The sequence below is a fragment of the Aquirufa nivalisilvae genome (assembly GCF_003143535.1).
Classification (GTDB): Bacteria; Bacteroidota; Bacteroidia; order Cytophagales; family Spirosomataceae; genus Aquirufa; species Aquirufa nivalisilvae.
The window spans coordinates 677,224-703,584 of sequence record NZ_CP029346.1 but is presented as its reverse complement, the minus strand read 5'-3'; the positions used below and the strand labels follow the sequence as shown (position 1 = coordinate 703,584).

Annotated in this window: 26 protein-coding genes; 13 read left to right on the top strand and 13 right to left on the bottom strand. The window is 38.5% G+C overall.

Features of this window, described 5'->3' with window-relative positions; all coding sequences use genetic code 11:
* Window positions 1–99: 99 nt before the first annotated feature.
* The 6 genes from murD to ftsA all read left to right on the top strand — a co-directional run bounded on the left by murD (window position 100) and on the right by ftsA (window position 7,274).
* The gene (gene murD, locus HME7025_RS03070; RefSeq protein ID WP_109322233.1) at window positions 100–1,434 is read left to right on the top strand and encodes a UDP-N-acetylmuramoyl-L-alanine--D-glutamate ligase; all 1,335 of its coding nucleotides are present in this window, start codon (window positions 100–102) and stop codon (window positions 1,432–1,434) included.
* Window positions 1,424–2,599: an FtsW/RodA/SpoVE family cell cycle protein gene (locus HME7025_RS03065; protein WP_109322232.1), complete on the top strand. Its 1,176-nt coding sequence runs from the start codon at window positions 1,424–1,426 to the stop codon at window positions 2,597–2,599. The genes murD and HME7025_RS03065 overlap by 11 nt, the downstream gene beginning before the upstream one ends.
* On the top strand, window positions 2,599–3,711 hold the full coding sequence (gene murG / locus HME7025_RS03060) for an undecaprenyldiphospho-muramoylpentapeptide beta-N-acetylglucosaminyltransferase (RefSeq protein WP_109322231.1): 1,113 nt from the start codon (window positions 2,599–2,601) through the stop codon (window positions 3,709–3,711). The genes HME7025_RS03065 and murG overlap by 1 nt, the downstream gene beginning before the upstream one ends.
* Window positions 3,701–5,077: a UDP-N-acetylmuramate--L-alanine ligase gene (murC, locus tag HME7025_RS03055; protein WP_109322230.1), complete on the top strand. Its 1,377-nt coding sequence runs from the start codon at window positions 3,701–3,703 to the stop codon at window positions 5,075–5,077. Before murG ends, murC begins: the two co-directional genes overlap by 11 nt.
* 13 nt (window positions 5,078–5,090) lie before the next feature.
* A complete protein-coding gene (locus HME7025_RS03050) occupies window positions 5,091–5,882 on the top strand; it encodes a cell division protein FtsQ/DivIB (RefSeq protein ID WP_109322229.1) in 792 nt (263 codons plus the stop codon).
* Window positions 5,883–5,948: 66 nt separating this feature from the next.
* Complete coding sequence (ftsA, locus tag HME7025_RS03045; RefSeq protein ID WP_109322228.1) at window positions 5,949–7,274, top strand: cell division protein FtsA; 1,326 nt, start codon at window positions 5,949–5,951, stop codon at window positions 7,272–7,274.
* 128 nt (window positions 7,275–7,402) lie between these two features.
* Here the strand turns inward: ftsA and lpcA are convergent, their stop codons facing one another.
* The 5 genes from lpcA to prmC form a co-directional block, all read right to left on the bottom strand.
* On the bottom strand, window positions 7,403–7,987 hold the full coding sequence (lpcA, locus tag HME7025_RS03040; protein ID WP_109322227.1) for a D-sedoheptulose 7-phosphate isomerase: 585 nt from the start codon (window positions 7,985–7,987) through the stop codon (window positions 7,403–7,405).
* A gap of 14 nt (window positions 7,988–8,001) precedes the next feature.
* Window positions 8,002–8,739 (bottom strand): TPM domain-containing protein, encoded by a 738-nt coding sequence (locus HME7025_RS13545; protein WP_262495134.1) that lies wholly within the window; start codon window positions 8,737–8,739, stop codon window positions 8,002–8,004.
* A gap of 25 nt (window positions 8,740–8,764) precedes the next feature.
* On the bottom strand, window positions 8,765–9,190 hold the full coding sequence (locus HME7025_RS03030) for a TPM domain-containing protein (RefSeq protein WP_109322225.1): 426 nt from the start codon (window positions 9,188–9,190) through the stop codon (window positions 8,765–8,767).
* A 2-nt stretch (window positions 9,191–9,192) separates the two neighbouring features.
* Complete coding sequence (locus tag HME7025_RS03025; protein WP_109322224.1) at window positions 9,193–9,786, bottom strand: LemA family protein; 594 nt, start codon at window positions 9,784–9,786, stop codon at window positions 9,193–9,195.
* A gap of 130 nt (window positions 9,787–9,916) precedes the next feature.
* The gene (prmC, locus tag HME7025_RS03020) at window positions 9,917–10,771 is read right to left on the bottom strand and encodes a peptide chain release factor N(5)-glutamine methyltransferase (RefSeq protein WP_161956200.1); all 855 of its coding nucleotides are present in this window, start codon (window positions 10,769–10,771) and stop codon (window positions 9,917–9,919) included.
* A gap of 166 nt (window positions 10,772–10,937) precedes the next feature.
* On the opposite strand from prmC, the gene HME7025_RS03015 reads away from it, so the two are divergent.
* The 3 genes from HME7025_RS03015 to HME7025_RS03005 are packed head-to-tail and all read left to right on the top strand — an operon-like array spanning window position 10,938 to window position 14,325.
* Window positions 10,938–11,507: a gluconate 2-dehydrogenase subunit 3 family protein gene (locus tag HME7025_RS03015; RefSeq protein ID WP_109324946.1), complete on the top strand. Its 570-nt coding sequence runs from the start codon at window positions 10,938–10,940 to the stop codon at window positions 11,505–11,507.
* 25 nt (window positions 11,508–11,532) lie between these two features.
* On the top strand, window positions 11,533–13,245 hold the full coding sequence (locus HME7025_RS03010; protein ID WP_109322222.1) for a GMC oxidoreductase: 1,713 nt from the start codon (window positions 11,533–11,535) through the stop codon (window positions 13,243–13,245).
* Window positions 13,246–13,302: 57 nt separating this feature from the next.
* Entirely contained in the window at window positions 13,303–14,325 is a 1,023-nt protein-coding gene (locus tag HME7025_RS03005) for an SMP-30/gluconolactonase/LRE family protein (protein WP_109324945.1), read from the top strand.
* A 155-nt stretch (window positions 14,326–14,480) separates the two neighbouring features.
* Here HME7025_RS03005 and HME7025_RS03000 read toward each other — a convergent pair whose 3' ends face one another.
* Together HME7025_RS03000 and HME7025_RS02995 are read right to left on the bottom strand one after the other, a co-directional pair.
* Entirely contained in the window at window positions 14,481–15,281 is an 801-nt protein-coding gene (locus HME7025_RS03000; RefSeq protein ID WP_109322221.1) for a DDE-type integrase/transposase/recombinase, read from the bottom strand.
* 23 nt (window positions 15,282–15,304) lie between these two features.
* On the bottom strand, window positions 15,305–15,730 hold the full coding sequence (locus HME7025_RS02995) for a transposase (protein ID WP_109322220.1): 426 nt from the start codon (window positions 15,728–15,730) through the stop codon (window positions 15,305–15,307).
* A gap of 299 nt (window positions 15,731–16,029) precedes the next feature.
* Between HME7025_RS02995 and HME7025_RS02990 the strand changes: the two genes are divergently transcribed.
* Window positions 16,030–16,926 (top strand): alpha/beta hydrolase family protein, encoded by an 897-nt coding sequence (locus HME7025_RS02990; RefSeq protein ID WP_109322219.1) that lies wholly within the window; start codon window positions 16,030–16,032, stop codon window positions 16,924–16,926.
* A gap of 529 nt (window positions 16,927–17,455) precedes the next feature.
* Here HME7025_RS02990 and HME7025_RS13360 read toward each other — a convergent pair.
* The 3 genes from HME7025_RS13360 to HME7025_RS02975 all read right to left on the bottom strand — a co-directional run bounded on the left by HME7025_RS13360 (window position 17,456) and on the right by HME7025_RS02975 (window position 19,554).
* A complete protein-coding gene (locus HME7025_RS13360; protein WP_154401919.1) occupies window positions 17,456–17,980 on the bottom strand; it encodes a hypothetical protein in 525 nt (174 codons plus the stop codon).
* 354 nt (window positions 17,981–18,334) lie between these two features.
* On the bottom strand, window positions 18,335–18,637 hold the full coding sequence (locus tag HME7025_RS02980) for a hypothetical protein (RefSeq protein WP_109322217.1): 303 nt from the start codon (window positions 18,635–18,637) through the stop codon (window positions 18,335–18,337).
* Between the two features lie 212 nt (window positions 18,638–18,849).
* Window positions 18,850–19,554, bottom strand: a complete 705-nt coding sequence (locus tag HME7025_RS02975; protein ID WP_109322216.1) for a 3-keto-disaccharide hydrolase — start codon at window positions 19,552–19,554, stop codon at window positions 18,850–18,852.
* Between the two features lie 142 nt (window positions 19,555–19,696).
* Here HME7025_RS02975 and rimO point away from each other — a divergent pair, with 142 nt between their 5' ends.
* Window positions 19,697–21,022, top strand: coding sequence for a 30S ribosomal protein S12 methylthiotransferase RimO (gene rimO / locus HME7025_RS02970; protein ID WP_109322215.1), 1,326 nt, complete (start codon window positions 19,697–19,699; stop codon window positions 21,020–21,022).
* Here the strand turns inward: rimO and HME7025_RS02965 are convergent.
* Entirely contained in the window at window positions 21,019–22,122 is a 1,104-nt protein-coding gene (locus HME7025_RS02965) for a ThiF family adenylyltransferase (RefSeq protein ID WP_109322214.1), read from the bottom strand. The genes rimO and HME7025_RS02965 overlap by 4 nt on opposite strands.
* Before the next feature lie 62 nt (window positions 22,123–22,184).
* A complete protein-coding gene (gene rpmB, locus HME7025_RS02960; RefSeq protein WP_109322213.1) occupies window positions 22,185–22,424 on the bottom strand; it encodes a 50S ribosomal protein L28 in 240 nt (79 codons plus the stop codon).
* 150 nt (window positions 22,425–22,574) lie between these two features.
* On the opposite strand from rpmB, the gene HME7025_RS02955 reads away from it, so the two are divergent.
* Window positions 22,575–23,693, top strand: a complete 1,119-nt coding sequence (locus HME7025_RS02955; RefSeq protein ID WP_109322212.1) for an endonuclease/exonuclease/phosphatase family protein — start codon at window positions 22,575–22,577, stop codon at window positions 23,691–23,693.
* Here HME7025_RS02955 and HME7025_RS02950 read toward each other — a convergent pair.
* Window positions 23,690–24,955: a retropepsin-like aspartic protease gene (locus HME7025_RS02950; protein ID WP_109322211.1), complete on the bottom strand. Its 1,266-nt coding sequence runs from the start codon at window positions 24,953–24,955 to the stop codon at window positions 23,690–23,692. The two genes, HME7025_RS02955 and HME7025_RS02950, sit on opposite strands and share 4 nt — an antisense overlap.
* A 53-nt stretch (window positions 24,956–25,008) precedes the next feature.
* Between HME7025_RS02950 and HME7025_RS02945 the strand changes: the two genes are divergently transcribed.
* Window positions 25,009–26,340, top strand: a complete 1,332-nt coding sequence (locus HME7025_RS02945) for an APC family permease (protein WP_109322210.1) — start codon at window positions 25,009–25,011, stop codon at window positions 26,338–26,340.
* Window positions 26,341–26,361 lie beyond the last annotated feature (21 nt).

Genomic DNA, 26,361 nt, shown 5'->3' with positions numbered 1-26,361 from the left:
TTTTAAGCCAGAAGTCTACTCATGCATTTTCATTAGTCCAAGACATTTTCTAACTTGTAGTAAGTTTATATCTATAGTTTTCCTTACTTTTTAAAGCAAATGTCAAAAATCGTAGTCCTAGGCGGAGGTGAGAGTGGCGTGGGGGCTGCCCTGTTGGCCAAACATGAAGGCTTCGACGTATTTTTATCTGATCAGGGGCAATTAAAACCTGAATATCAACAAAGTTTATTGGATGCTCAGATTCCTTTTGAGCAAGGTGCGCATTCCATGGATAAAATACTGGAAGCTCAGGAGATTATCATCAGTCCAGGTATACCAGAAAAAAGCCCGATAGTAAAAGAAATCAAGCAAAAAAACATTTCCTTAGTTTCAGAAATAGAATTTGCTTCTCGATATACCCAGGCTAAAATCATTGCTATCACAGGAAGTAATGGAAAGACCACAACCACGCTACTTACCTATCATTTATTGAAAGAAGCGGGATTAAAGGTCGGTCTAGCAGGAAATATTGGCCATAGTTTTGCGAAACAGGTCATGGAAAAGCAACATGAGTATTATGTACTGGAAATTTCTTCTTTTCAGTTAGATCGTTGCTTTCATTTTGCACCAGATGTAGCTGTTTTATTAAACATCACACCGGATCATTTAGATAGGTACGAATACCAATTTGAAAATTATATTCAATCAAAATTCCGCATTTTCCAAAATGCCAAAACAAATACAACTTGCATCTTTTGGTCAGGCGATCCTGTACTTCAATCGCATGCAAGCTCATTACCGCATCAAGCTCAGATTAAAACCATCAGCTTTGATGATTCAAATGCCAACATGTTGATTCAAAATGATCAATTGAAAGGCTCTTCCCAATTCCAATTAAACCTAGCGGATGCACCTCTAAAAGGCCCACATAATGCCATTAATATGTCAGCAGCCATCCTAGCAGCAGAAGCTGTTGGAATCAGTGCAGAATCCATACATTTGGCTTTAAAAACTTTTGAAAATGCGCCACATCGACTAGAACCTTGCGGGACATGGAAGGGGGTTCAATTTATCAATGACTCCAAAGCTACCAATGTAGATGCCGTATTTTATGCCCTGAATAGCTTCAAACAGCCCATCATTTTAATAATTGGAGGGGTTGATAAAGGTAACGAATACGAGGTATTGGATGATTTAGTCAAAGAAAAAGTGAAGGGCATCATTTGTCTTGGAATAGATAATCAAAAATTAGAATCCCATTTTGGGCCTATTGGTACTTCCATATTTTCAACAGATAATCTACAAGCTGCCGTTCAAAAAAGTATTGAATGGGGGCAATCAGGCGATATCGTTCTTCTTTCTCCTGCCTGCGCAAGTTTTGATTTATTCAAAAACTATGAAGATCGTGGAAATCAATTTAAAGCTATGGTAAAAATGCTCAACGATGGAAAATAGAATCTCTGAATTCATCAAGTCCAAATTAGCTGGTGATTACCAAATATGGTTCATCGTCTTTGTCTTAAATGCCTTTGGTTTACTCATTCAGTTTTCTGCCAAAGGAAGGATGGTCATGATGAATCCTATGGACCCCATTTTAAGTTTTATTAAGTCCTTAGTGATATTAACATTTTCATTTATTATGATGTCTTGGTTCTCTCGACAGAACTATTTGAAATTTGCCCAATACAGCCATATCGCCTTGATTTTTTCTTGGATGCTCATCTTATTTGCATTTATTTTTGGAGAAAGTAAAGGTGGCGCTAGCCGTTGGCTAGAAATTGGACCCATCTCCTTCATGCCTTCTGACATGGCTAAATTGTGCTTGATTGGTAGCCTGTCTAAAGATTTTTCCACGCGTCAGTCTAACCCCGAGGCATATAATTGGCAGTTTTTCCTTTGGTTATTAATTAAAATTGGAATCACCTGCTTTCTCATCATGCTCTCAAACTTTTCCACCAGCATTTTGATCTTCTTAACCAGCATCATTCTAATGATTTTTGGTCGAGTACCATGGAAACAAATTGGTTATATCATAGCCTCTGTAGCTATTTTAGCTAGCTTGGTAGTCACTCTTGAAATTGGACAAAGAGCTAAAACGGTAAAAGCGAGAATTGCTAACTTTAGCAATCGTGTAGGTAAAAAAGATAGTAAGTCCGTTGATAAAAAAGATGAGGACTATCAACTTTACCGCAGTTATTATGCCATAGCCACTGGGGCATTAAGTCCCAAAGGTCCTGGGCGGAGCCAACAACGTTACTTTCTATCTCAAGCAGAATCGGACTTTGTTTATGCTATCATTGTAGAAGAATACGGAATTGTGGTAGCCATTTTCATCCCACTCTTTTTCCTTTGGCTGATGTATCGAGGGGCTAATGCCGTCCGACATAGTGGTAAACCTTTTGGAGGATTACTATCGGCAGGCCTCACCTTTTCTATCGTATTTCAAGCATTTATCAATATGCTAGTGGCCGTAGGTGCTGGCCCAGTAACAGGTCAACCCATGCCCATGGTATCTGCAGGGGGTACTTCTTTGATATTTACAGCCATTAGTATTGGGCTCATCTTATCAGTCAGTCGAGATAAAGAACAAGAAACCAAAGATCTTAAAACCATTATTTAGTGAATCCGAATAGAATCATCATTTCAGGAGGTGGAACCGGTGGACATATTTATCCAGCGATAGCTATTGCTTCCGCCATAAAGGAAATTGCTCCAAACAGTGAATTTCTATTTGTAGGTGCCGAAGGAAAAATGGAGATGGAAAAAGTACCTAAAGCAGGTTTTAACATTGTGGGCTTACCCATCGTGGGAATTAATCGTCAGCACATGATGAAAAACTTGTTATTCCCTATCAAATTAATCAAAAGTCTTTCGAGAGCCTTTGCTATTTTAAATGAATTTAAGCCTGATATGGCCATTGGCGTGGGTGGTTATGCCTCTGGACCCATGTTATTAGCAGCTTGGGTAAAAGGCATTCCCTATGTTATTCAAGAACAAAATTCATTTGCAGGTATTACCAATAAGTTCTTAGCTTCCAAAGCACAGCGCATATTTGTAGCCTATCCCAACATGGAAAAATTCTTCCCAAAGGAGAAAATTCATTATTTGGGAAATCCAGTACGCAAGGACCTTATTGATCAAGTAGGTAAAAAAGAGAAAGCTATTGCTCATTTTGGTTTACAGACCGACAAACCCTGCATATTGATTATTGGTGGCAGCCAAGGAGCAAGAACCATCAATTTAGCTATTCAAGCGGGTTTAGAACAGTTAGCCAGTTCTCAAGTGCAAATTATTTGGCAAACAGGCATTCCATTTGAAAAAGAAGCACAAGCCTCTGTACAAAATCAAGCGGACTTACATGCCTATGTTTCTGCCTTTATTTACGAAATGGATTTGGCCTATGCGGCAGCTGATTTAGTGATTTCTAGAGCTGGCGCCTTGTCTGTTTCCGAAATCTGTTTGGTAGGGAAAGCCAGTATTTTAGTTCCTCTTCCTAGCGCAGCAGAGGACCACCAAACCCAAAATGCACAAAGTCTAGTAACCCAAGGAGCTGCAATTTTAGTCAAAGATGTAGAGGCTAAACAAACGCTCATTTCAGAGGCCATTGCTAGCCTTCAAAACAAAGCACTTATAGCACAAATAGAAAAACAAAGTAAATCCATGGCCAAACCTACGGCCGCACACGATATAGCTACCAACATTTTATCCTTGTTGACCTCGAATGAAAAGTAATATTCAATTAAAAGATTTAAAATATGTGTATTTCCTCGGTATAGGAGGAATAGGAATGTCGGCTATTGCTCGATGGTTTTTACACAATGGATTTCCTGTGGCTGGTTATGATAAAACTGAAAGTCCACTGACAAAAACCTTAAGTCAGGAAGGTATGCAAATCCATTATACCGATGATATTGCTTGCATTCCTGCCGAAATATTGGCAGATACCGCACATAGCTTATTCATTTACACGCCAGCCATCCCAGCAGATCATGTAGAGAAAAACTACCTGTTAAACTTGGGAATACCCCTATATAAACGATCTGAAATACTAGGTTGGATTACCCAACAAATCCCTACCTTAGCTGTAGCTGGAACCCATGGAAAGACCACTACATCATCCTTATTGACGCATTTATTAATACATGCCAACAAAAATGTAACTGCTTTTTTAGGAGGTATTACACAAAATTATGGCACCAACTTTATCCCAAACAAGGACAAAGACAATATCATTTGTGTAGTAGAAGCTGATGAATATGATCGCTCATTCTTAACCTTACATCCGTATGCTGCGGTAGTTACTTCTACCGACGCAGATCATTTGGATATTTATGGGGCTTCCGAACAAGTTGTGGAATCCTTTCAGTTATTTGTTAGCCAAATTCAAGACCAAGGTTTTTTCATTCAAAAAGTAGGTCTAGATTTAATATCCAATCAGAAAAATGCCACATTTGGCATAGAATCTGGTGATTTCCAGGCGGTTAATATCCGAATCCAGGATCATCGAATGGTATTTGATATGAAGTATCCAGGTGGAGAAATTATGGATATCCCAATGCGAATTCCAGGTTTTCATAACATTGAAAATGCGCTTGCTGCGGCGGCTTTAGCCATGCAAGTTGGTTTATCTGGGGACGAAATTAAAGCAGGAATTGCCAGCTTTAAAGGAGTAAAAAGAAGATTTGAATACCACGTAGAATCGGATGAGCATGTCATGATTGATGATTATGCACATCATCCTACTGAAATTGCTGCTTGCCTAAATTCGGTGAGAGCATTATATCCCAATGAAGAAATTGTAGCTGTTTTCCAGCCACATTTATTTTCCAGAACTAGGGATTTTTTAGATGATTTTGCTCAAAGCCTTTCACTTGCTGATGAATTATATTTGCTGGATATTTATCCGGCAAGGGAACTTCCAATCCCTGGTGTAAATTCAGAAAAGCTCTTAGAAAAAGTCCAATTAGACAAGAAGCAATGCATTAGCAAAGATGATTTAAAGCGAGCCATTCAAGACAAAAAACCACGATTATTAGTAACCATGGGGGCAGGAGATATTGATCTTCTTTTGTCGGATTTGAAAAGCTCTTTACAATAAAACATAACATTACATGGCTCTATTAAATACAAGTAAGTGGGCACTAATCAAACGATTAATCAGCTTAATCATCTTGTTGAGCATGGGCGTTGCTGCCGTTATCTATTCCGATTTGGCGTACAATGATATTAAATGTACAGGGATCGTTGTTAAGTTAGATTCCGAAAACGAGAGACCCTTACTGGGGAAAAAAGATATCAATAATGTTGTTACCGAACAAGGAACGAGATATTACGTAGGCAAATACCTTCAAAATATTTCTTTACACCAGATGGAAGAGCGCGTCAAGCGAATTCATTTGGTAAAATCCTGTGAAGCACATTTTGATTTTTCTGGCAAAATCATCATTTCTGTCAAAGAGTATAGTCCCATTGCACGTATCCTGAGAAATACCCTCAATGATTCTAATCTAAGCGACCAATACGTGACTCAAGATGGTAAGTTCATTGGAACAAGCCCTCTCTTTACTCCAAGGATATTGGTTGTATCTGGACCATTTTTCAAAAAGAACCGAAAAAACCTAAGTGATACCAAAGGAAAACACTTGATACAGCTCTTCGAATTCATCAACAATAATGAGTTCTGGAGAGCACAAATATCCCAATTAGAGGTAGCTGAAGATGGTGGCGTTGTGATGATTCCTACCTTAGGAATCACTCGGGTCGACTTCGGTTTACCGATCAATATTGATACAAAATTCAAAAAACTTGCCCTTTTTTATAAGAAAATAATCCCCAATAAAGGTTGGAATACCTATCGTTGGGTACGCTTAAAATATAAGAATCAGGTTATTTGCGATTATTAGTCAAAATAGCTATTTTTAACCCTTTATGGCTTCCTTGTAGGCTAGAGTAATCTTCAATAACAAATTATGCGGAACGATTTAATCATCGGATTGGACATTGGTAGCTCCTTCGTTAGGGCTGTAGCTGGCAGACAAAATGCTTCTGGAAAATTAGAGATCATTGCATCTGGTAAAGCCAATACCATTGGAAATATTCTACAAGGAGAAATTGTCAATATCCATAAAACAACTGCTGCAATTGCAGAGGCTTTAAAAAAGATTTCTGGAGCATTGGAAGGTAAAAATACTGATTATTACTTTGCCTCCAATCTATCAGGTAGTCACATCAATGTGCAACCTTATTCGAGCACTAAAATTCGTAAAAACCCGCGTGAAGCAGTTTCACTTCAAGAGGTTTACGCTTTAATTGACGAAGCTAAAAAACCCATTGCAGAGAAAAATCCTTGCATTTTACATACTTTACCCATTGGTTTTAAAGTTGACAATTTACCAACCACTTTAGATCCAGTTGGACAGATTGGTCAAAAAATACAAGCCGATTTCATGGTTGTAACGGCTAATCCAGATAAATATGGCTTATTGGTTCAATGCTTGGTGGCTGCCGAGTCTGACCATATCAAAAAAGGCAATGTTTATTTCAGCCCGATTGCCGCATCTACTGCCGTATTAAGTCCTGAAGAAAAAGAAGAAGGTGTTGTTCTAGTGGATATCGGAAGTGGTACTACGGAAATCAGTGTCTATCAAAATAAAAGATTGGTTCAAGCTAGTATCTTAAATTGGGGAGGCGATCGTTTGACGGAAGATATTAGAATCGGTTTAAATGTTTCCTTAGAAAATGCCGAAGCATTAAAAACAACCTTTGGTTCTGCCGTTAGTAAATTGATTGACATCAATGAAGTAGTCATGATTCCTGGTATTGCAGGTCGCAAACCTACTCCTATATCCGTTAAAAACTTAGCCATTATTTTAGAAGAGCGCCTAAAAGAATTAGCCGCTAAAATTGTTGCTGAAATCAGTAAAGTAGGAGAACCACAAACCTTCAAAAGTGGTATCGTGCTATGCGGTGGTGGAGCTCAATTGCCTGATATTGCAGAGTTATTCCAAAAAGTAACTGATTTAGAATGCCGAATTGGTGTTCCTATGGTCGTTCAAAACTCGCATGCGTCAGAAGAAATCCATGATCCTTCCTTTGCTACTGCTATCGGTTTAGTTCAAGTCTACTACGAACAATTAGACCAAGCTATACCAGCAGAGGACCATGAACCAGCTACGATTGGAGATAGTCAAAAGGAATCCGGAAAAGGTGGAAATGATAAACCAGGTATTAAAAATATTTTCTCCCGCGTAGTGGATGTGCTCATGGGTAGTAATGAAGCGGAAGGAGAATACTAGATTTATTTAAAATAAATACCAAAAGCCTCTGATATCTCAGGGGCTTTTTCATGAGATTCATTTTCTGAATGGAATAAAAAATGCCTTAGATCGACATCTAAGGCATTTAAATTATGTTGGCACCTTGACTATTTTCGACCGAAAATATGGTACTCCACTAATTGAATCATGATATGAATTACCTTAATGTGAATCTCTTGGATACGATCTGCAAAACCTTCGTGCTCCACACGAATTTCAGCATCTCCTAAATTGGCTAATTTACCTCCATCTTTCCCAGTTAGCAAAATCACTTTCATGCCTTTTTGCTTCGCTGCTGATACAGCCTCTATAATACTAGCTGAATTTCCACTCGTTGAAATGCCTACTAAAACATCTCCTTCTTGTCCTAATCCTTCAATGAAACGAGAAAAAACAAAATTATATCCAAAATCATTGCTTACACAAGTGATATGAGAGGGATCTGAAATAGCCATGGCTGCTAAAGCTGGACGATTTTCTCGATAACGACCTGATAACTCCTCCGCAAAATGCATGGCGTCACAATGACTGCCACCATTGCCACATGAAATGATTTTATGGCCATTCTTTAGTGCCTCCACCAATACTTGTGCAGCAGCTTCAATGGCTTGTATTTGTTTTGGATTATTGACAAATCGGTCTAAAACCGATTGAGACTCCGCTAATGAATTTTGAATTAATTGTTGTACCATGTTATTTACATCTGTTAAAAATCTCCTCCTGCTCCTCCACCACCAAAATCGCCACCACCAAAACCACCAAAGTCAAAACCACCTCCTCCGCCATTTCCACCAAAGCCTCTTCCTGAGTTACCTCCACCCATAAAGATTGGTGGAAAAAACATGCCTCCACCGGTTGAACCTGGACCAGATCCCCCACCTCGATTCTTGATGGCACGAATGATCGTGATGATTATAAAGAATACTAAAATGATGAATACCAAAGGAATTCCATCTTGTTGCTCACCTTCTCCATCCGATTGAAAGGTTCCACTTGCCCGCTGCATCATTTCTGTCGTAGCGGCATCTATACCACCGAAATAATCTCCTTTTTTTAAGGCTGGTTTTAAAATTCGATTGATTATCCGTTTACAAATAGCATCAGGTAAAACTGATTCCAAGCCCCTTCCTGTAACTATCCTAATCTTGCGGGTTTCCGAAGTAATCAGCAAAACCAATCCATTGTTTTTATCCTTTTGGCCCACACCCCAAGATTTTCCAATTTCCATGGCATAATCATACGGATCAGTATTACCCGTTGTAGGCACAATGACTATTTCCAATTGAGTGGATGTGCTATCCGCATAGCCCCTCAATTTTTGTTCTAAATTTTGTTTTTCTTCAGGGCTTAATTTATTGGACAAATCGACCACATAACCACTCGGCTTTTCAGGAATACCCGATTGAGCCAAAAGTAAGGGCATAGACAGGCTTATGAAAGCCATGCTTAATATAAATAAGCGTATAATTTTAAGCCCCAAAGGACAACTCATCCGTGAGCTCATTGATATCGTCTTTTTGATAAGGAAAATACATGGTGAGCACTTCGCCAATCCGACGAACACCCCAAGCTAATCCTGCTCCTATTTCATTCTTGGCCAAATATGGCCTCATTTCATCTCGTATTGTTTCCCAAAATTCGGGGCTTACATGGGCATCAATCCCTTTGTCCCCAATAATGGCATATTTACGATCTTTAATGGCTAGATAAACCAAAACACCATTTTGCAAATCAGTTTGATTCATGCCTAATTGAAAAAAGAGCACCTTCGATCGCTCGATCGGGTGCCCTTCACAATGACTCTCTATATGCACACGAATTTCACCAGAAGTTCCTAATTCAGCTTCTTTAATGGCTTGTAAAATTTCAGCTTGCTGTTCCTGGCTAATGTGCATCTTTATTTCTTCTCTTCGAAATTAACTTCTGGAGCTTTATCAGAACCAGCTTCTGCTTCGAAATATCCTTTCTCCGTAAATCCAGAGAATGAAGCAATTAGGTTATTCGGAAAAGTAACCACTTTACTATTATAAGATTTAACCGATTCGTTGAAACGATCTCTCTCTTCTTTAATGCGGTTTTCTGTTCCTTCCAATTGAGCCTGCAATTCCGAGAAATTTTCTGTGGCTTTCAACTGAGGATAATTTTCTGCAACCACCATCAAACGTGATAATGCTCCACCTAAAGATGATTGAGCCGCTTGATATTTTTGCATATTTTCAGGACTTAAATCCTTGGCATCCAATTTCATTTGGGTAGCACTTGCACGTGCTTCAATCACCGCAGTTAACGTTGATTTCTCAAAATTGGCAACTCCTTGCACTGTTTTAACTAAGTTCGGAATCAAATCAGCACGACGCTGATAAGCCGATTGTACATTGGCCCAAGATCCTTTTACTTCTTGGTCACTAGTAGCCAATCCATTACGTACTCCGACTCCCCAAAAAATCACAAGAGCAATGACGCCCAAAGCAATCCAAAGTTTTCTGTTCATTGTTGATATTGTTTTAAAATTTTTGCTCTGCAAAGGTATACAAATTACTATCTGTCCTAAGCAAATTTCCATTAAAATGCTTTTAAAAGGATAAATGTTCCAATTCCCTGACAAATGTAAGATTCCTTATTTAAATGTCCTTCTGAGCTATAACAAAACGATCTTTCCCATGAAAATCTTGTTTCAATTCCACATTTTTCCAACGATTCGTTGAAAAAAGAGCTTTTGTTTCTTTTCCGAGTGCTTGGTTAATTTCTAGCATGATCCAACCACCCCCTCGAAGATGCTTGGATGCCATGCTTTCAAGCACCTGATAAAAAATTAGGGGATTAGCATCTGGGACAAAAAGCGCAAGTCCAGGTTCAAATGCTGTTACATGTTTTTCCATTTGTGCTGCTTCTTGAAACATCACATAAGGCGGATTGGACACTATGATATCCCAAGTTTCAGAATCGATACGTGTAGACCATTGAAAAACATCTTGTAGTTCGATGGTCACATGGGCTCCAAGTGATTTTGCATTCTGTATTGCCTGTCTTTGGGCATCTGGAGAAATTTCCCAAGCAGAAACCTGGACTTGAGGGGACTCCAACGCTATGGAAATCGCAATGCAACCAGAACCCGTCCCTACATCCAATAGCTTACATGGCATATTTTCATGAGGTATTTTTCCCAAAACCAGTTCTACCAATTCCTCTGTTTCTGGCCTTGGAATCAAAGTATGTGGATTTAATCCAAAAATACGATCTCGAAACCAGCCTTTACCCAATACATATTGCAATGGTTCATGCTGTGCTAATCTAGCTAAGGAACTTTCCCAATTCGGGACTTCGTCCACTTCTTTTCCCAACAAACAATCCATCCTTGATGCACCTGTGCTCATCTCCACCATCAAATAGGCTATAGCATCTACTTCTTGAGGTGAATATAAGGATTGAATGGCTGACTGAACTTGACGAACTAAATCAGCGGCTAAAATGGGCATATACATGAATTATAGGCACAAATTACGTAATATTTTTTTTAGAAATGACCTCCAATACCCACTAGTATTTTTGCTATAATTGTATATATTTGAAATCCGTATGGAAAAAATTGAACTATTTCAATGCATTAACCTTGAATCCTTATAAATTAATTTGAATATGAACATTAACCGTAGAGAAGCTGTACAGCGTGTGGTCATGTTAATGGGTGGTGTTGTTTCTGCCCCTGCCATGGCTGGACTGCGTGGAGAAAAGTTAAACCATGGGGCATTTGTCAGTGTGACGGCTGATCAAGAGTCTTTATTAGCTGAAGTTGCCGATGTAATCATCCCAAACAGTGGTACTCCTGGCGCTAAAGCTGCTGGTGTAGAAAAATTCATTGTTCGTGTGGTACGTGATTGCTATCCTAAAGAAGAACAAGAGCATTTTTATGCTGGTTTAGCGAAATTAGAAGCCAATTGTCAAGCCAAAACAGGTAAATCTTTTGCACAAGCTAGCGCCGTAGAAAAGAAAGAAGCACTTACTGGCATCATGCTGGAATCTGATGCAGAAAGAACTGCCAATAAAGGAAAAAAAGCTCCTACTCCTTTCTTTTTCATGATGAAAGAATTAACCACTACCGGTTATTTCACTTCTGAAATTGGTGCTACCAAGGCATTGGAATACCTTCCTATCCCAGGTAAATTCGATGGCTGTATGCCATTAGCACCAGGACAAAAAACGTGGGCTCTTTAATTTTCATGTCAAGACTAGAATAACAATGAACTTAAATATAGATTCAATAAAAAATCAAACATACGATGCCATCATCGTAGGATCAGGAGTATCGGGTGGATTTGCTGCCAAAGAATTAACAGAGAAAGGTTTGCGCGTATTAGTCCTAGACCGCGGTCGTCAAATGGAGCACGTAACTGGTTATACCCCTAGCTACAAAGATCCTTGGGACTTTAAATACAATGGTTTATTAACCAACGAACAAAAGGCTACTCACCCAAAATTAGCGCGTGATTATCCCTACAATGAGATGACGGAAACCTATTGGTTCAATGATTCCGACTCCATGTACAAAGAAGAAAAACGTTTCGACTGGTTCCGTCCGAATATCGTAGGGGGGAAATCCATCATGTGGGGACGCCAAACCTATCGTTTAAGTGATATCGATTTTGAGGCCAACTTAAAAGATGGTATTGCTGTAGATTGGCCCATTCGTTACAAGGACATTGCACCTTGGTATTCTTACGTAGAAAAACACGTCGGTATTTCGGGTGAAGCTTTGGGCCTACCTCAATTGCCCGATTCGGAATTTCTAAAACCGATGGACATGTATTGCGTAGAAAAGGAAGTAAGAAAACGTATTGAGAAAAACTTCCCAGGACGTAACATGACGATCGGTCGTGTGGCTAACTTATCCGAAGCGAAACAAGCACAATTAGGTATTGGACGTAGTGCTTGCCAATATCGCAATAAGTGCCGTTTAGGCTGCCCTTATGGTGCCTACTTTAGTTCACAATCTTGTACCTTGCCTCCAGCGGCTAAGACAGGTTTAATGACGCTTCGTCCAGATTCTTTGGTATCGGAGATTCTTTACGATGAGCAAAAACAAAAAGCTAAAGGTGTACGTGTGATTGATACTGTTACCAAAGATGTGCGTGAATATTACGCTAAAATCATTTTTGTTTGTGGATCAACTGTAAGTACTACAGCCTTATTATTGAACTCTAAATCTCGCCGCTACCCGAACGGATTCGGTAATGATTCAGGAGAATTAGGACACAACTTGATGGATCACCACTTCAAAATTGGTGCGAGTGGAGTTTGGGAAGGTGATGAAGATAAATACTACATTGGTCGTAGAGCTAATGGTATCTACATTCCTCGTTACCGTAACATTGGCAACGATAAGCGTGATTATTTACGTGGATTTGGGTACCAAGGCAGTGGTTCTCGTCAAGGCTGGAATCGTGGTGTAGGTGATTTGAACTTCGGTATCGACTACAAAGAATCGATGACTAAACCAGGTCCATGGATGATGGGTTTAAGTGGTTTTGGGGAGACTTTGCCATACCATGAAAACAAAATGTATTTAGATCCAACTACCAAAGATAAGTGGGGTTTACCAGTTGTGGTATTTGACGCAGAATTCAAGGAAAACGAAAAGAAAATGCGTAAAGACATCATGGAAGATGCCCGTGAAATGTTGGAAAGCGCTGGCTTGAAAAACGTAAGAGCATTTGATAATGGTTCTTATCCAGGTATGGCCATTCACGAAATGGGAACGGCACGTATGGGTCGTGATCCTAAGACTTCTGTATTGAATGCCAACAACCAAGTTCATGGAGTTAAAAATGTCTTTGTGACCGATGGTGCCTCAATGACTTCGGCATCTTGCGTGAATCCTTCCTTAACTTATATGGCATTAACAGCCCGTGCGGCCGATTTTGCAGTAAAAGAAATGAAGAAACATAATATATAAGTTGATTTTTTCAATGAAATGTGGGCCAAACCAGCCCACATTTTTTTTCTCAAGACCATGAAAAAAACCATCTTTTACCTCTTTTGCTGTTTAACAGGCAGCCTTTTTAGCATGAATGCACAGGAAAAAAGCTATCCGACCATTGGTAAGATTCATCGATTGGACCCTGCCTTGGACCAATTACTGGATGTTAATTCACCCATCGAAATTTTGGGAACTGGCTATACTTGGTCAGAAGGGCCAGTATGGGTGAAAAAAGGGAAATATTTACTTTTCTCGGATGTCCCAGAAAATGTCATTCATAAATGGGCTCCAGGCAAAGAAGTGGAAGTGTTTTTAAAACCTTCTGGCTATACGGGAACCGTTCCTTATTCGGAAGAGCCCGGTGCCAATGGATTGATTATCAACAAAAAAGGCAACTTGGTTTCATGTGAACATGGCGACAGAAGGCTTGCTGAAATGCCTTTGGACAATCCTGCCAAAAAGAAAACCTTGGCACATTTATTTGAAGGAAAAAAATTAAATAGCCCCAATGATTTGGTTCAACACAGCTCAGGGGATTATTACTTCACCGACCCTCCTTATGGATTACCTGGCAGAGGTAAGGATGAACCTGCTAAAGAATTACCTTTTCAAGGCGTGTATCGATTAAACAAAAAGGGTGAATTGAGCTTGCAAGTGAAAGACATGACCCGTCCAAATGGATTGGCTTTTAGTCCGGATGAAAAAATCTTGTACGTAGGCCAATCGGATCCGAAAGGATTAATCTGGAAGGCATTCCCGGTCGATAAGGACGGAAACTTAGGCGAAGGTAAAATCTTCTTTGATGGAGCGGAATTAGCTAAAAAAGGTTGGCAAGGAGCGCCTGATGGATTTAAAATTGACAAAGCAGGCAACTTATGGGCCACAGGACCAGGAGGCGTGTTAATCATCAGTCCAGCAGGTAAACTATTAGGAAGAATTGAGGCGGGCAGTGCTACGGCCAACGTTGCTTTTGGAGAAGATGGTTCTACCCTATTCATCACAGCAGATATGAATTTATTGAGAGTTAGAACGAAGACGAAGGGAATGGGTTGGTAAGGAAATTATAAATTATAAGTTATAGATGATAGATGGGGGAATGGTAAATGGTAAATGGTAAGTTGTAAATTGTGAATGGTAAATTGTGAATGCCTGAATGACGTTGACCGTTTTGTGTCACTTATACTTGATTCATATTCAATTATTTTAGGTATTTAGCTTATAGCTTGATTTAAATTTAGTAGTTTTTTTTCAAATGCAATAGGAGACATTTTATTTAACTCAATATGCGGCTTTTCTAGATTATAAAGTGATACTGCGCGGTCAACTTCCTTGACTAGCATTTCGAAGTTATTGATTTTACGATGCCTTAAATAATTGTTTTTAATAATACCATTGATGCGTTCTGCTTTCCCATTTTCCCAGGGATATTTGCACATGCTATTCTTGATCCCATATTTTTGAGTCACGCTTAAAAATTCTCTGGCATAATATTGACCTCCTCCATCGGAATGAAGTATTAAATCATCAAATCGCCTCTGTTTTCTAAGCTTGATGGCCATTTGTAAGGCTGGAATGGTCGTGTGAGTAGTCAATAGTCTTTTAGAGGTGTGATGACCCACTATATGACGTGTATAGGCATCTATGATAAAAGTAAGGTAATAATAGATTCCATTGACTTGATAATAACTAATGTCGCTCTGCCAATATTGGTCTATTCGACTCGGTTTTTGATGTATCAATAAATTCTCAAACCGAACTACTCCTTGACTATCTGTCGTCTTGATAAAGGAGTGTATTCTAGGCCTAGTTAAATGTTGTTGCTTACAAAATACCTCAAATAAATCCCTTCCCATCATCTGCTGATGATCGGGTTTTATCATATAGTACAAGTAGCGAATAGCCATAGTGGGGTGTTTTACTCGAATTTCATCGACGACCTTTAATAAATGATGTTGAACTTTTTCCTGCTTGATTTGTCGATTTAACTGTTGATGTACAGCTTGCTTACTCATTCCAAGACTTCGATACAATTCATTTAAGCTGAAGTGATGTTTTTCTCGGGTGAGCCAGTAGTATCGCAGGGTTTGGAATCGAATTTTTTTTTAATATCAACCCCATATGCCTGTTCGGCTAGATCAATCATTTTATCCTTAAAGTCAAGCAAGATTTGCTTCTGACCTACGATACGCTCTAGTTCAGCCACTTTTTTCTTGAGTAATAACAACTCTTGTGTATCACTCTGTGTCTCTACTATAACTCGGGTCTTATTGGTTTTCATTGTACCGAATTTAGAAATCCATTTGTACACATTGGTCCCAGATACTTCATATTGCTTACAAATTTCTGAAACTCGAGTTCGACCTTGTTCTATTTCTCGAACTTTCTCCATTTTAAAACTGTCACTAAAATGACGAAGACGTCTTTGTGACACACTTTGAAGATACAACTTTTTGTTGGCCATAATTAATAGATTTTAAGTTTAAAATTTTACTTTTAAACGGTCAACCTATTTCAGGCATTGACAAATTGTAAATGGAGAGTTGTTCTCCTGCTGTTCGACATGTTCCGAAGGGTCATGTCGAATGACAAATAAATGGGATTTGTAATCCACTTGTAGTAAGTAAATTCCCACTTTTCAACATGTTCTGAAGGGGCATGCCGAATGACAAATAAATGAGATTTGTAAACCACTTGTCGTAAATTTAACAAAGCCATTTATAAATAATCCCAGCTTTTCTTCTCCAATCATTTGACCTCATTATGAAAATCAAATTTTGCTCAAACATCTATATTGGGATATTATTAATTTGCTTACCTCTCTCCGTATTTTCACAATCGACTAACTTGGTCATTCAGGACATCAAGTTTGAAAGTCAGGGCATCACCCTTGCAGGCTCAGTTTTACTACCTAAAAATCCATTTGCAGCCGTGGTCATTGTTCATGGTTCTGACCCTGTAAAAAGAGAAATGGAATTCGCAAAGCGACTTGCAAAAGCTGGGATTGCCGTATTAACATATGATAAACGCGGAGTTGGAGAATCTGGTGGTATATATGTAGGACCATCTGTTGGCACGAATAATATTGACACCACTAATCTTAATTTGTTATCTCACGATGCTAATTCAGCAGTCAATACGTTTCGAACCTATTTGAAAGGTAAAAAAATGCCCATTGGATTAGTTGGCTTCAGTCAAGCTGGATGGATTATTCCAATAGCTACCAGCAAAAATCCCCATATAGCATTTATGGTTTTATTTAGTTGTCCTACCATTACCACGCTAGAACAGCTTCGATTTCAATTTTATACCAATGGAAACAATCACTTTTGGGAAAATCATACCGATGAAGATGCTCGTGAACATACTAAAAATGACCCAGACAAGTATCAATTCGTAGCAACTGATCCTAAAACTTCTCTAAATACTCTTTCCATTCCTGGACTTTGGCTTTTTGGCGAGAAAGACATCCAAATTCCTGTCAAGTTATGTATGGAGCAATTAAATACATTTAAAGTTCAAGGCAAACCTTTTGAATATACCTTGTTTTCAAAATTAGGCCACAATACGGTATCTGATGACCGAGATACGGCACCATTTGACATATCCATTCAATGGATAAAACAGAAAACCTTAAACAGTAAGAAGTTTAAAGAATAAATCAACATCGAAGATTTTCGTTGTGTCCTACTAAAGTACAAACCGCTGTTCGACATGGTCCGCAGGGTCATATCGAATTTTCTATAACAAGAACTTGATTGAGCATTGATTACTTTGGTATTTCTTTTTTTTCAAAAAAAAGAAAGGACCAGGTAGTTGATAAAAACCCGCTGTTTTCGACATATGCTATGTCGAAAACAGATTCAAAGGATTTACAATCTCACCCAATTGTAACACAAAACAGCCTCTGCACAGATGAAAGAGAATCGAAGATTCTTTTCTATCAACAATTCGACATACCTTTCTGAACCTGTCGAATAGCTGCATTATAAATGTGTATTATTTTCTTAATTTCATTAACATTGTTGGAATAAAACACCAACTGTTCCAAATATGTTATAACGAACTACAAGATTCAATGGATTTACTATTCTATCTATTTGAATCACATAATAACATGTAAACTGATGAAAGTGAATCTTCGATTCACTTTATTAATAATTCCATTAGCTGCGGAATTCTGAGGACATTATTTCACCGTTAAACGAATCATTGGATTCATAAACTTACTTTTATCAGGTAATTCGTATCTAGGTAAATAATCTCCATTAAAATGCCAAGTACTAAAATCATCTTTAACAAAACCCAAATAACGATTTCCATAATCACCCATTCCGAGAACTTGCCCAGCATATTTTCCTTGAGTTAAAATTAGATCAACTGAAACCACGTTTTCAAAATTTAACCACTCCATCGCCACTAAACACCCACCATCTGGAACAAAAATGTCGTAATTTCTAATATCAAATTCGTTCCAACCTTTATGACTAGCGCGAACAACGATACTTTCTTTCGTTAATTCTATATCTGGTTTTCCATGTTCAATAGAATAAATACGAATCCTAAATGGGTAATTATAATTTCCTCCATGTGCCAAATAAAAATGAACTTTCATCATTTTTCGACCCATCAATTTCGGGTCATCTAACAATAAACCATATTGAGACCCAACACCTCCCCATTGTTGTAGTTCACCTGTTTTTCTAGGCTTCATACTTGAGAATGATTTAATCCCTGAAAAAACTTTTATTTCTGGTAAAATAATTGATTTAGGTTTTAAAAAAACAATTAAATCAGGTTTTATTCGAGCTTTATTAATAATTAATATGGTATCCAAAAATCCAATAGCCCGAATCTTGATGGTGTCAATTGACTGATTAGACTTTAATATAAATTGACCCAATTCATTTGAATGAAAGCCTACTTTTTTATGTTCAAATAAGATGGAAGCGAATGGGACAGCAGAACTGTCTGTAAGACTCAATAATTTGCCTTGTATATTTTGGGAATACCCACAATAATTGAATATCAAAAAAAATATTACTAAATAAAATCTTTGCATTTTAGTTTAATGATTTTCTGGACAAGCAATCTTTTTTTCCACAGTCCCTTGTTCAATCATAATTCCTAATATATACCTTTCATAAGGAATTAAAACAACACAATATGAACCATCTTGCATGCTATTGGCAATGTGTCCATTTCCACTACTTGCCCACGCACAACCATAACTATAACCCCAAAAACGCCAACCTGGATCTGTACATTCTTCAATACTTGGATCATTACTTAAACCTACAAATGTGTAACACAATAAACTAGTAAATACACATATCAAAACAACTCTTTTAAAATTAAATATTTTTTTCATGGTTAGGTAATTAAGTGATTTTTGCCTACTCTTTGAATGGATTTTCGGCTTCTTCCTTTGTTTTTAACATTTCAAAATTGAAGCAAATCTTTTAGAATAATCTTGCGCTAAATCAACAAAAAAACCATCAATCAATATTATCAACATATTGATAAAACTCCACAAAAAAAGCCTGAGATCTCTCCCAGGCCTTTATCATCAATCTATTTCAACTACAATTTCTTAATCTTGATATTTCTAAACCATACTGGATTGCCATGGTCCTGCAATGAAATACGGCCTTTCATGTTCACACCAAAACCTGGCATGTTTTTGAATTTAGAACCAGCAATCATCTTTTTCCAATTCTCATCGTCATAACGAGTTTCCACGACTTTCTCGCCATTTAAATATAACTGCAATAAACCGCGGTTATTCACAATACGTGCTGTATTCCACTCGCCAACTGGCTTAGCAGTCTCCTTCGATGAATGAATTAAATCGTATAAATCTCCTGCACGGTGATTAAAAATCTTTCCATCTGGGTGTCCGTCACTGTCCAAAACCTGCATTTCTGGACCAGTATTATAAGAACTATGGTATTTTGGATCTTCCGTTACATTGAAAATAATACCGCTATTTCCTTTAGGTGAAATTTTCCAATCTACTGAAAAATCATAGTTTTCAAACTCCTGATCTGTGGTTAAATCCCCACCATCTTTTTTGGTCACATCAAATCCAATCTCTCCATCCGTTACAGACCATGAGGTCCCTATGGTTCCTGGTTTATTGTAAGCATGCCATCCTTTTAACGTAGTTCCGTCAAACAACAACTGATAACCTTCTTTCTTCTCCTTGCTAGTCAATGTATTAGCTTTCTGAGCCAAGGTAACAATCCCCATGGCTATCAAAGAGCAGGTTAAAATAAATTTCTTCATATTATCATTTAGATTTTGTGAACTGCAATACTATAAAAAGAATCTAAAATTTGTATCCCGAAAAGAAAAAATTACACAAAAAAGGTAAAAATCGAGGTTTCGTTCTTTCTTCGTAAATTGCACGTTCATTTAATCATGCTTCATGAAAACTAAAGTTGTCGCCAAACCTTCCATCAATATCATCACCCTAGGTTGTTCCAAAAACCTGGTCGACTCGGAAGTGCTATTTACCCAATTAAAAGGGAATGGTTTGGAAGTAACCCATGAAGCCAAAAAAGATAAGGCTAACATCGTTGTCATAAATACTTGCGGCTTTATTGATAATGCCAAACAAGAATCCATCGATACCATTCTACGCTATGCTGATGCCAAAGAAGCTGGCAAAATAGATAAGCTTTACGTAACGGGCTGCCTTTCTCATCGCTACAAAGATGACTTGGAAAGAGAAATCCCACTGGTGGATTCCTTCTTTGGAACCAATGAATTACCACGCTTACTGAAAGCCTTAAAAGCGGATTATAAACACGAATTAGTGGGTGAACGCCTATTGACTACACCTGCGCATTACGCTTATTTGAAAATCGCTGAAGGTTGCGACCGCCCTTGCTCCTTTTGTGCCATCCCCTTGATGCGTGGTAACCACGTTTCTCGTCCGATGGATGAATTGGTGAAAGAGGCAAGTTCGCTTGCTAAGAAGGGCACCAAAGAACTCATCCTGATTGCCCAAGATTTGACCTTTTATGGTTTGGATTTCAAAGAAGCAGGAAGCCCAAGTGGTAGAAAATTAAAAGAATTATTAGAACGTCTTTCCGATGTCAATGGCATTGAATGGATCCGTTTGCAATATGCTTACCCAGCAGGATTCCCAGTAGAAATCTTGCAAACCATGGCAGAAAGAGAGAACATTTGTAAATACTTGGATATGCCATTACAAAGTGGCTCAGACGCTGTTTTGAAGCGTATGCGCCGTGGTATCACCCGAGAAAAAACAGAGGCTTTGATTGAAACCATCCGTGGAACAGTGCCTACTATTGCTTTGAGAACTACACTGATTTCAGGTTATCCGGGTGAAACCGAAGAAGATTATGAAGAAACCTATTCCTTCGTAGAACGTATGCGTTTTGATCGTTTGGGGATTTTCAATTACAGTCATGAGGAAAACACCCACGCTTTCTCTGTTCAAGATGATGTACCCGAAGAAGTGAAGCAAGAGCGTTCGGACGACATCATGGCCTTGCAACAAGGCATTTCGGAAGAGCTTAACCAAGCTCGCGTAGGGAACACCTACAAAGTGATGGTTGACCGCAAAGAGAGTGGTTATTTTGTTGGTCGTACCGAATTTGATTCTCCTGAAGTCGATAATGAAGTATTAATTCCTGCAGAACAATATGCCCGTTTGGGAGATTTTGTTCAAGTCAAAATTGACCGTGCTGAAGAGTTTGATTTATACGGTACTATCGTTTCTTAATAACGAGGAATATCCGGATCTATGCGCCTAGACCAGGCGTCGATACCACCAGCTAAATTATACACATGTTTGAAGCTTGCTTGCTGCTGTAAGTAGACAATAACTTGAGCAGAGCGCATGCCATGGTGGCAAAGCACTAATCCTTTGGAGCCTTTGGGCAACATGGCTAGCTTGGATGGAATCTCATTCATAGGAATATGAATGGCTCCTTCGATGCGAGCAAAATCCCATTCATCTTCTTCACGTACATCTAAAAGATAGTCGATCTGACCAGCTTGCCATTGGGCAAAAGCTTCCTCTGGACTTAATTCCCGTACTTTCCCACTATCTTCTGTTGGAGGAAAAATCTTTTCTTCGGCCAAAGGATCTCTTTCTAAAGCAAAAAAGTGGCTCCGCATTTCTTGTGCATCCCAAGTCATCAAGGCACCTTGAGCAGGAGAAGGCATACCTGCCAAACAAAAAATAACTTCTTTGGCTTGCATGATGCCTAAAATACCTGGCAAAAAACCTAAAACACCCGCTTCATCACAGGTAGGTATTTCATTGGGCCCTGGTTCATTCGGAAAGAAACAACGGTAGGTTGGGCTCATTTTACCCGATGCCATCCGCATATTACATACACTTAAATGTCCTTCCCAGGTATGAATAGCTGCATAAATAAAAGGTTTTCCCGAGGCTACGCAGTGGTCATTAATTAAATAACGGGTCTTAAAATTATCGGTACAATCGATTACCAAATCCACCGATTTAATTAGATTTTCCGCATTTTCTTCTGTCAATTTTTGAGCAATCCCTTGAACTTGAACACTCGGATTTAAAGCCTGGAGATAAGCTTCGGCTTTTTTCGCCTTAAACTCTCCTAAATCAGCTTGTTGATAAATAACTTGTCGACCTAGATTGGATAAGTCTACGGTATCTCCATCGATAATTATGATGTTTCCAATACCGGCTGCTGCTAAATAAGGTAAAGCTCCGCTGGCTAATCCACCTGCACCTACTACCAATACCCTAGCCTGAGCTAAGCTTAGCTGCTGTTCTTCTCCCCAATCAGCCATTTTGAGCTGTTTTTGGTAGCGTATATAATCTTCAGATGAAAGCATGAGAAACAAAAAAAGCCTCTTTGATTTTCAAAGAGGCTCTAATTTCGTAAAAATTTTACAATCTATACAGATAAAGTTCCTTTACGTGCAGAAGCAATTAAAGTCTTTTCGAAACCATTCTTATTGATGGTACGAATCGCCTTAGCGCTTACTTTCATACGTACCCAAACACCTTCAGACTCTAAGAAGAATTTCTTTGTCTGTAAATTTGGGAAAAACTTACGCTTTGTCTTATTGTTAGCGTGAGAAACATTGTTTCCAACTCTTGTTCTTTTTCCAGTTAGTTGACAAACCTTTGCCATAATATTTGCTTTTTATTTGAGACTCGCTCTTGAATTATATTTGTTATCAAATCGGATGGCAAAAGTACTCATTATTTTATAAAATTGCAATCCTCTTTCTAAAATTTATAAAATATCTCTCCCATAATCATTCAATTGTTATCTTTGAGAATGGGTAAGCGTAAAACCTCCGAATCTCTTCCTAAGAAAATTATCTCCTCCATCATCTGGTTAGGAACTTTACCCTTGTGTTTATACACCTTATTGACCTATCTACTAAGTTATTCTTTAATCATTGACCATTGGTTGGCAGGATTCATCATGATGAGTATGCCCGTGGCCCAGATTCTCTGTTTCATTTCACTGATTTATTGGATATTTCAACGAGCCAAAAGGGCATTATTACCCCTTACTGTATTGATTTTAGGCTACAGTTTCATTCAGCGTAGCATTGCCATCCATAACCCCAAAGAAAGTCTAGAAAAGCCCATAAAAGTATTGAATTACAATGTGTATGGTATGTATTCCAATGCCTATGAAAGCAACGAAGCCAATGTGGAGAAATTAAAAAAATTCATGCTGGACTATGAAGCGGACATCAAATGTTTTCAGGAATTCTATTCTAATGCTGACCGTCCGGCCTATAAAAGTATCAGCATGATGAAGCAACAATATCCGCATTATGCCATACAACCCCTAAAAAAAGAAATTTTTGATTCTAGGGAAAAGATGGGTCTAGCCATTTTCTCCAAGTATCCGATCATACATCAAGAAGGAGAACAGTTTAAAAATTCTGCCAACGGATTTCTATTTGTGGATTTAGTAAAGGATAAAGATACCATTCGGGTCATCAACTTACAGCTTTGGTCCATGGGAATTCGCGTAGGAAAAGTCACAGGGAAAATCAGAGATCAAGATTATGAAGATGCCAAGAAAGAAGGACGAGGCATTATAGCTTCCCTGAAAAAAGGCTTCATTCGTCACAAAGAAGAAATCAGCCAAATCAATCGAATCATTCAGCAAAGCCCCTACCCTGTCTTGGTGATGGGTGATTTAAACGAAACCCCTTATGGCTGGGCCTATGGTACTCTCCGGGAAAGAATGGACAATGCCTTCGAGAGTGCAGGGCGAGGATTTGGATTTACCTTGAATCGGAGTCCGTATATGGTCAGGATCGACAACCAATTTTTCTCGAAAGAATTTGAAATTTTACAATTTACAACCTTGCGAAAAATCACCTATTCTGATCATTTCCCTATTGTAGCGAGCTATGTGATTAAGAAAAACTAGAATAGTTTTTTTAAGGTCATTTCTTTTAAATGCACTTCAGTACCCCTTTTGATCAAAAACATCACCTTATCTCCCGCTTTGGTTTGAAGAAGTCGGTTCAACTCATCCAACCTATATTCAGTAGCTTTACGATTATTTACCATCCAGATTTCATCCCCGGCCCTAAAATCCACATCATCTGCCGGTGAGCCATCTTGTACTGATTCCACTTTAAAGCGCTTGAATTCGGGAGCAATAGCTACCAAAGTAAGCCCTGAAAGCCCTTCTTCAAAAGGTCGATTCAATCGAGAAGCAATAGGTTTAAATACCACATAGTTATCCAGGTAATGAAATGTCAATTTGAATCTTCGCAAAAACTCTCCTCCAATACTTCCTGATACAGGGGAAATACCCTTCATTTGTTTAACCTGATACGATAAAGAATCTGGGAAAGAACTGACTACTTCATTCCATTTCCAAGGACCTAGTCCCACTTGTTTAATTCTACCCAAATGCCCTAAAATCACCCCATTTAATCCTTTTCCAAGTTGGAATTGGTATTTCGACAAATGAAATTTGGTTGTATCTCCCGTTTGTCCTTCAATGGAAAAAGCATGACCTGCACCTGAGTCTAACAAAAGTAAATCAGAAGTGGTGCTTCGTTTATTGGTCAAATTGACCCCTTGGATATAGGGCTTATTATCCAAAATCGTAATAGGAAACTGAAGGCCTTTAATGGGGCGATACTTATAATTATTGGGATAGCGAAGTTCTATTTTTCGATTTAAATAATCGATGGTAACCACTAAATTATTGAATAAATCAGCCCCAATAATCCCATGGATTTTAGTTCCAACAAAGCTGGATAAATCCAGCACGTCCGTATCCAAAAAAATGATGCTTTGTCGGTTGGCTTGCGCCTCTCCTATGCTCATTCGGACATCAATGACAATATTAGCCGTAATAGACTCCCCCATTCCAACCCCATTCACTCGAATTTTGCGAACGGACTTAAGATTTAATTTTTTGGCGATTTCGGGATCCGATAAAATTGTGGTTCCTACTCCCGTATCTAAAATAAACTTGAGCGTGTCTGAACCATTGATGACCATGGGAATAATCACCAAATTAGAATACAAATCAAAAGGTATATAAACGGTCTTTTTGGTTTTCTTCCAATGAAAATTAATATACTCTTCCTTCACTGCTTTGGGCTTTTGAGCATAAAGAGCGGTAGAAATTAGTAATAGAACACACAGCTTAATGAAAATCAGTTTTTTCATTCATTTCGTGGTAAGCCTTGCAAGAAGCTAAATATATTTATTTTTGTTCAATTATGTCAAAAAATAAGACAACAAATCAACTTTGGAAAGTACTTGGTACGGGCTTTGGGGTGGCAGTCACCTTGGGGGGCACGGTGGGCACAGGTATACTTCGTAAGCCTGGACCTATTGCTGATCAATTGGTCAATCCATATTTAATTGTCGGTTTATGGATTTTGGTGGCTACTTATGCGCTTTTAGGTATCAGTACTGTATTAGAACTTAGTTTGTCTATTCCCAAAGCAGGGGCATGGTATGGATATGCAGAAAGGGCATTTGGCAGATACATTGGTTTTTTAGTGGGGATTAGTTCTTGGTTAGGGACAATAACAGCCTTGGCCTTTGGTTCTTATACATTCAGTGAATATGTGGGCATTTTATTCCCCTATTTTGAACATCAGGAAAATTATGTTGCGGTAGGGACATTAGCGCTACTTTGGTTTTTCCATCAATTGGGGGTGGTTATGGCAGGTAAATCCCAGGAATGGCTCTCAGGAATCAAAGCCTTAGCGTTACTTGGATTTATAATCCTCTGCTTTGCATTCGGCTCAGGTGGCATGTGGCATGAACCCAGTGCAAGCCCTAGAGGACTTCCTCTTTGGTCGGGTATCATGACGGCTTTACTATCTATTTTTTATGCTTTTGATGGCTGGCATACAGCTGCTTACTTCACTGAAGAAAATGCAGACCCCGTTAAAAGTATGCCCAAGTCCATGTACATCGGGGTTATTTCCGTGGCATTGATTTACTTATTCATTAACATTTCCATCTTATATGTCCTTCCCTTAGAAGATGTACGTCATTCTAAATTAGCTGCAGCAGATGCCATCACTTGGCTTTTTGGAGCCAGTACTGGCAAATGGATTACAGCCTTTTTAGCAATTAGCATATTTGGCATATTAAATACACAAGTGATGTTTGCTCCTCGAGTGCTCTATTCGATGAGTCGAGATGGCTTATTTTGGAAAAAAGCAAGTGAAGTAAATAGCTTAGGTAGCCCAAGTTTTGCGACACATTTAACGGTGGGGATGTCCTGTTTGCTCTTATTGATGGGAAAAAACTTAAATGAACGCTTGTCGGATATCGCTACTTTTTTCTTTGTGGCAAGTTATATTTCTGGCTTTTCTTCTTTGATAAGGTTACGTCAAACCGAACCCCAACTACATCGGCCTTATCAGGCTTGGGCATACCCTTATGTCCCAAGCTTATTATTATTCATTTCCGTACTATTTTTAATGGGGACATTGATTCAAAACCCCACTAGTGGAATTTATGTACTTCTTTTCATTGCAGGTACCTATGTTTTATTTCGGAGTTTATTTCAATCCAATAAATCAGATTTTTAGTGCTACAATTGGGGGTTTTAT

Bases quoted from the DNA above. Each gene is read 5' to 3' on its own strand.
- HME7025_RS03005 (WP_109324945.1), top strand. From the start codon at position 13,303: ATGAAAAAAACCATCTTTTACCTCTTTTGCTGTTTAACAGGCAGCCTT.
- HME7025_RS02975 (WP_109322216.1), bottom strand. From the start codon at position 19,554: ATGAAGAAATTTATTTTAACCTGCTCTTTGATAGCCATGGGGATTGTT.
- HME7025_RS03065 (WP_109322232.1), top strand. From the start codon at position 1,424: ATGGAAAATAGAATCTCTGAATTCATCAAGTCCAAATTAGCTGGTGAT.
- HME7025_RS13545 (WP_262495134.1), bottom strand. From the start codon at position 8,739: ATGGCTTTCATAAGCCTGTCTATGCCCTTACTTTTGGCTCAATCGGGT.
- HME7025_RS03010 (WP_109322222.1), top strand. From the start codon at position 11,533: ATGAACTTAAATATAGATTCAATAAAAAATCAAACATACGATGCCATC.
- murD (WP_109322233.1), top strand. From the start codon at position 100: ATGTCAAAAATCGTAGTCCTAGGCGGAGGTGAGAGTGGCGTGGGGGCT.
- HME7025_RS02980 (WP_109322217.1), bottom strand. From the start codon at position 18,637: ATGAAAAAAATATTTAATTTTAAAAGAGTTGTTTTGATATGTGTATTT.
- HME7025_RS02965 (WP_109322214.1), bottom strand. From the start codon at position 22,122: ATGCTTTCATCTGAAGATTATATACGCTACCAAAAACAGCTCAAAATG.
- ftsA (WP_109322228.1), top strand. From the start codon at position 5,949: ATGCGGAACGATTTAATCATCGGATTGGACATTGGTAGCTCCTTCGTT.
- HME7025_RS03030 (WP_109322225.1), bottom strand. From the start codon at position 9,190: ATGCACATTAGCCAGGAACAGCAAGCTGAAATTTTACAAGCCATTAAA.
- lpcA (WP_109322227.1), bottom strand. From the start codon at position 7,987: ATGGTACAACAATTAATTCAAAATTCATTAGCGGAGTCTCAATCGGTT.
- prmC (WP_161956200.1), bottom strand. From the start codon at position 10,771: ATGCCCATTTTAGCCGCTGATTTAGTTCGTCAAGTTCAGTCAGCCATT.
- HME7025_RS03000 (WP_109322221.1), bottom strand. From the start codon at position 15,281: ATGAGTAAGCAAGCTGTACATCAACAGTTAAATCGACAAATCAAGCAG.
- rimO (WP_109322215.1), top strand. From the start codon at position 19,697: ATGAAAACTAAAGTTGTCGCCAAACCTTCCATCAATATCATCACCCTA.
- HME7025_RS03050 (WP_109322229.1), top strand. From the start codon at position 5,091: ATGGCTCTATTAAATACAAGTAAGTGGGCACTAATCAAACGATTAATC.
- HME7025_RS02950 (WP_109322211.1), bottom strand. From the start codon at position 24,955: ATGAAAAAACTGATTTTCATTAAGCTGTGTGTTCTATTACTAATTTCT.
- rpmB (WP_109322213.1), bottom strand. From the start codon at position 22,424: ATGGCAAAGGTTTGTCAACTAACTGGAAAAAGAACAAGAGTTGGAAAC.
- HME7025_RS02945 (WP_109322210.1), top strand. From the start codon at position 25,009: ATGTCAAAAAATAAGACAACAAATCAACTTTGGAAAGTACTTGGTACG.
- HME7025_RS03025 (WP_109322224.1), bottom strand. From the start codon at position 9,786: ATGAACAGAAAACTTTGGATTGCTTTGGGCGTCATTGCTCTTGTGATT.
- HME7025_RS13360 (WP_154401919.1), bottom strand. From the start codon at position 17,980: ATGAAGCCTAGAAAAACAGGTGAACTACAACAATGGGGAGGTGTTGGG.
- murC (WP_109322230.1), top strand. From the start codon at position 3,701: ATGAAAAGTAATATTCAATTAAAAGATTTAAAATATGTGTATTTCCTC.
- HME7025_RS02955 (WP_109322212.1), top strand. From the start codon at position 22,575: ATGGGTAAGCGTAAAACCTCCGAATCTCTTCCTAAGAAAATTATCTCC.
- HME7025_RS02995 (WP_109322220.1), bottom strand. From the start codon at position 15,730: ATGGCCAACAAAAAGTTGTATCTTCAAAGTGTGTCACAAAGACGTCTT.
- HME7025_RS02990 (WP_109322219.1), top strand. From the start codon at position 16,030: ATGAAAATCAAATTTTGCTCAAACATCTATATTGGGATATTATTAATT.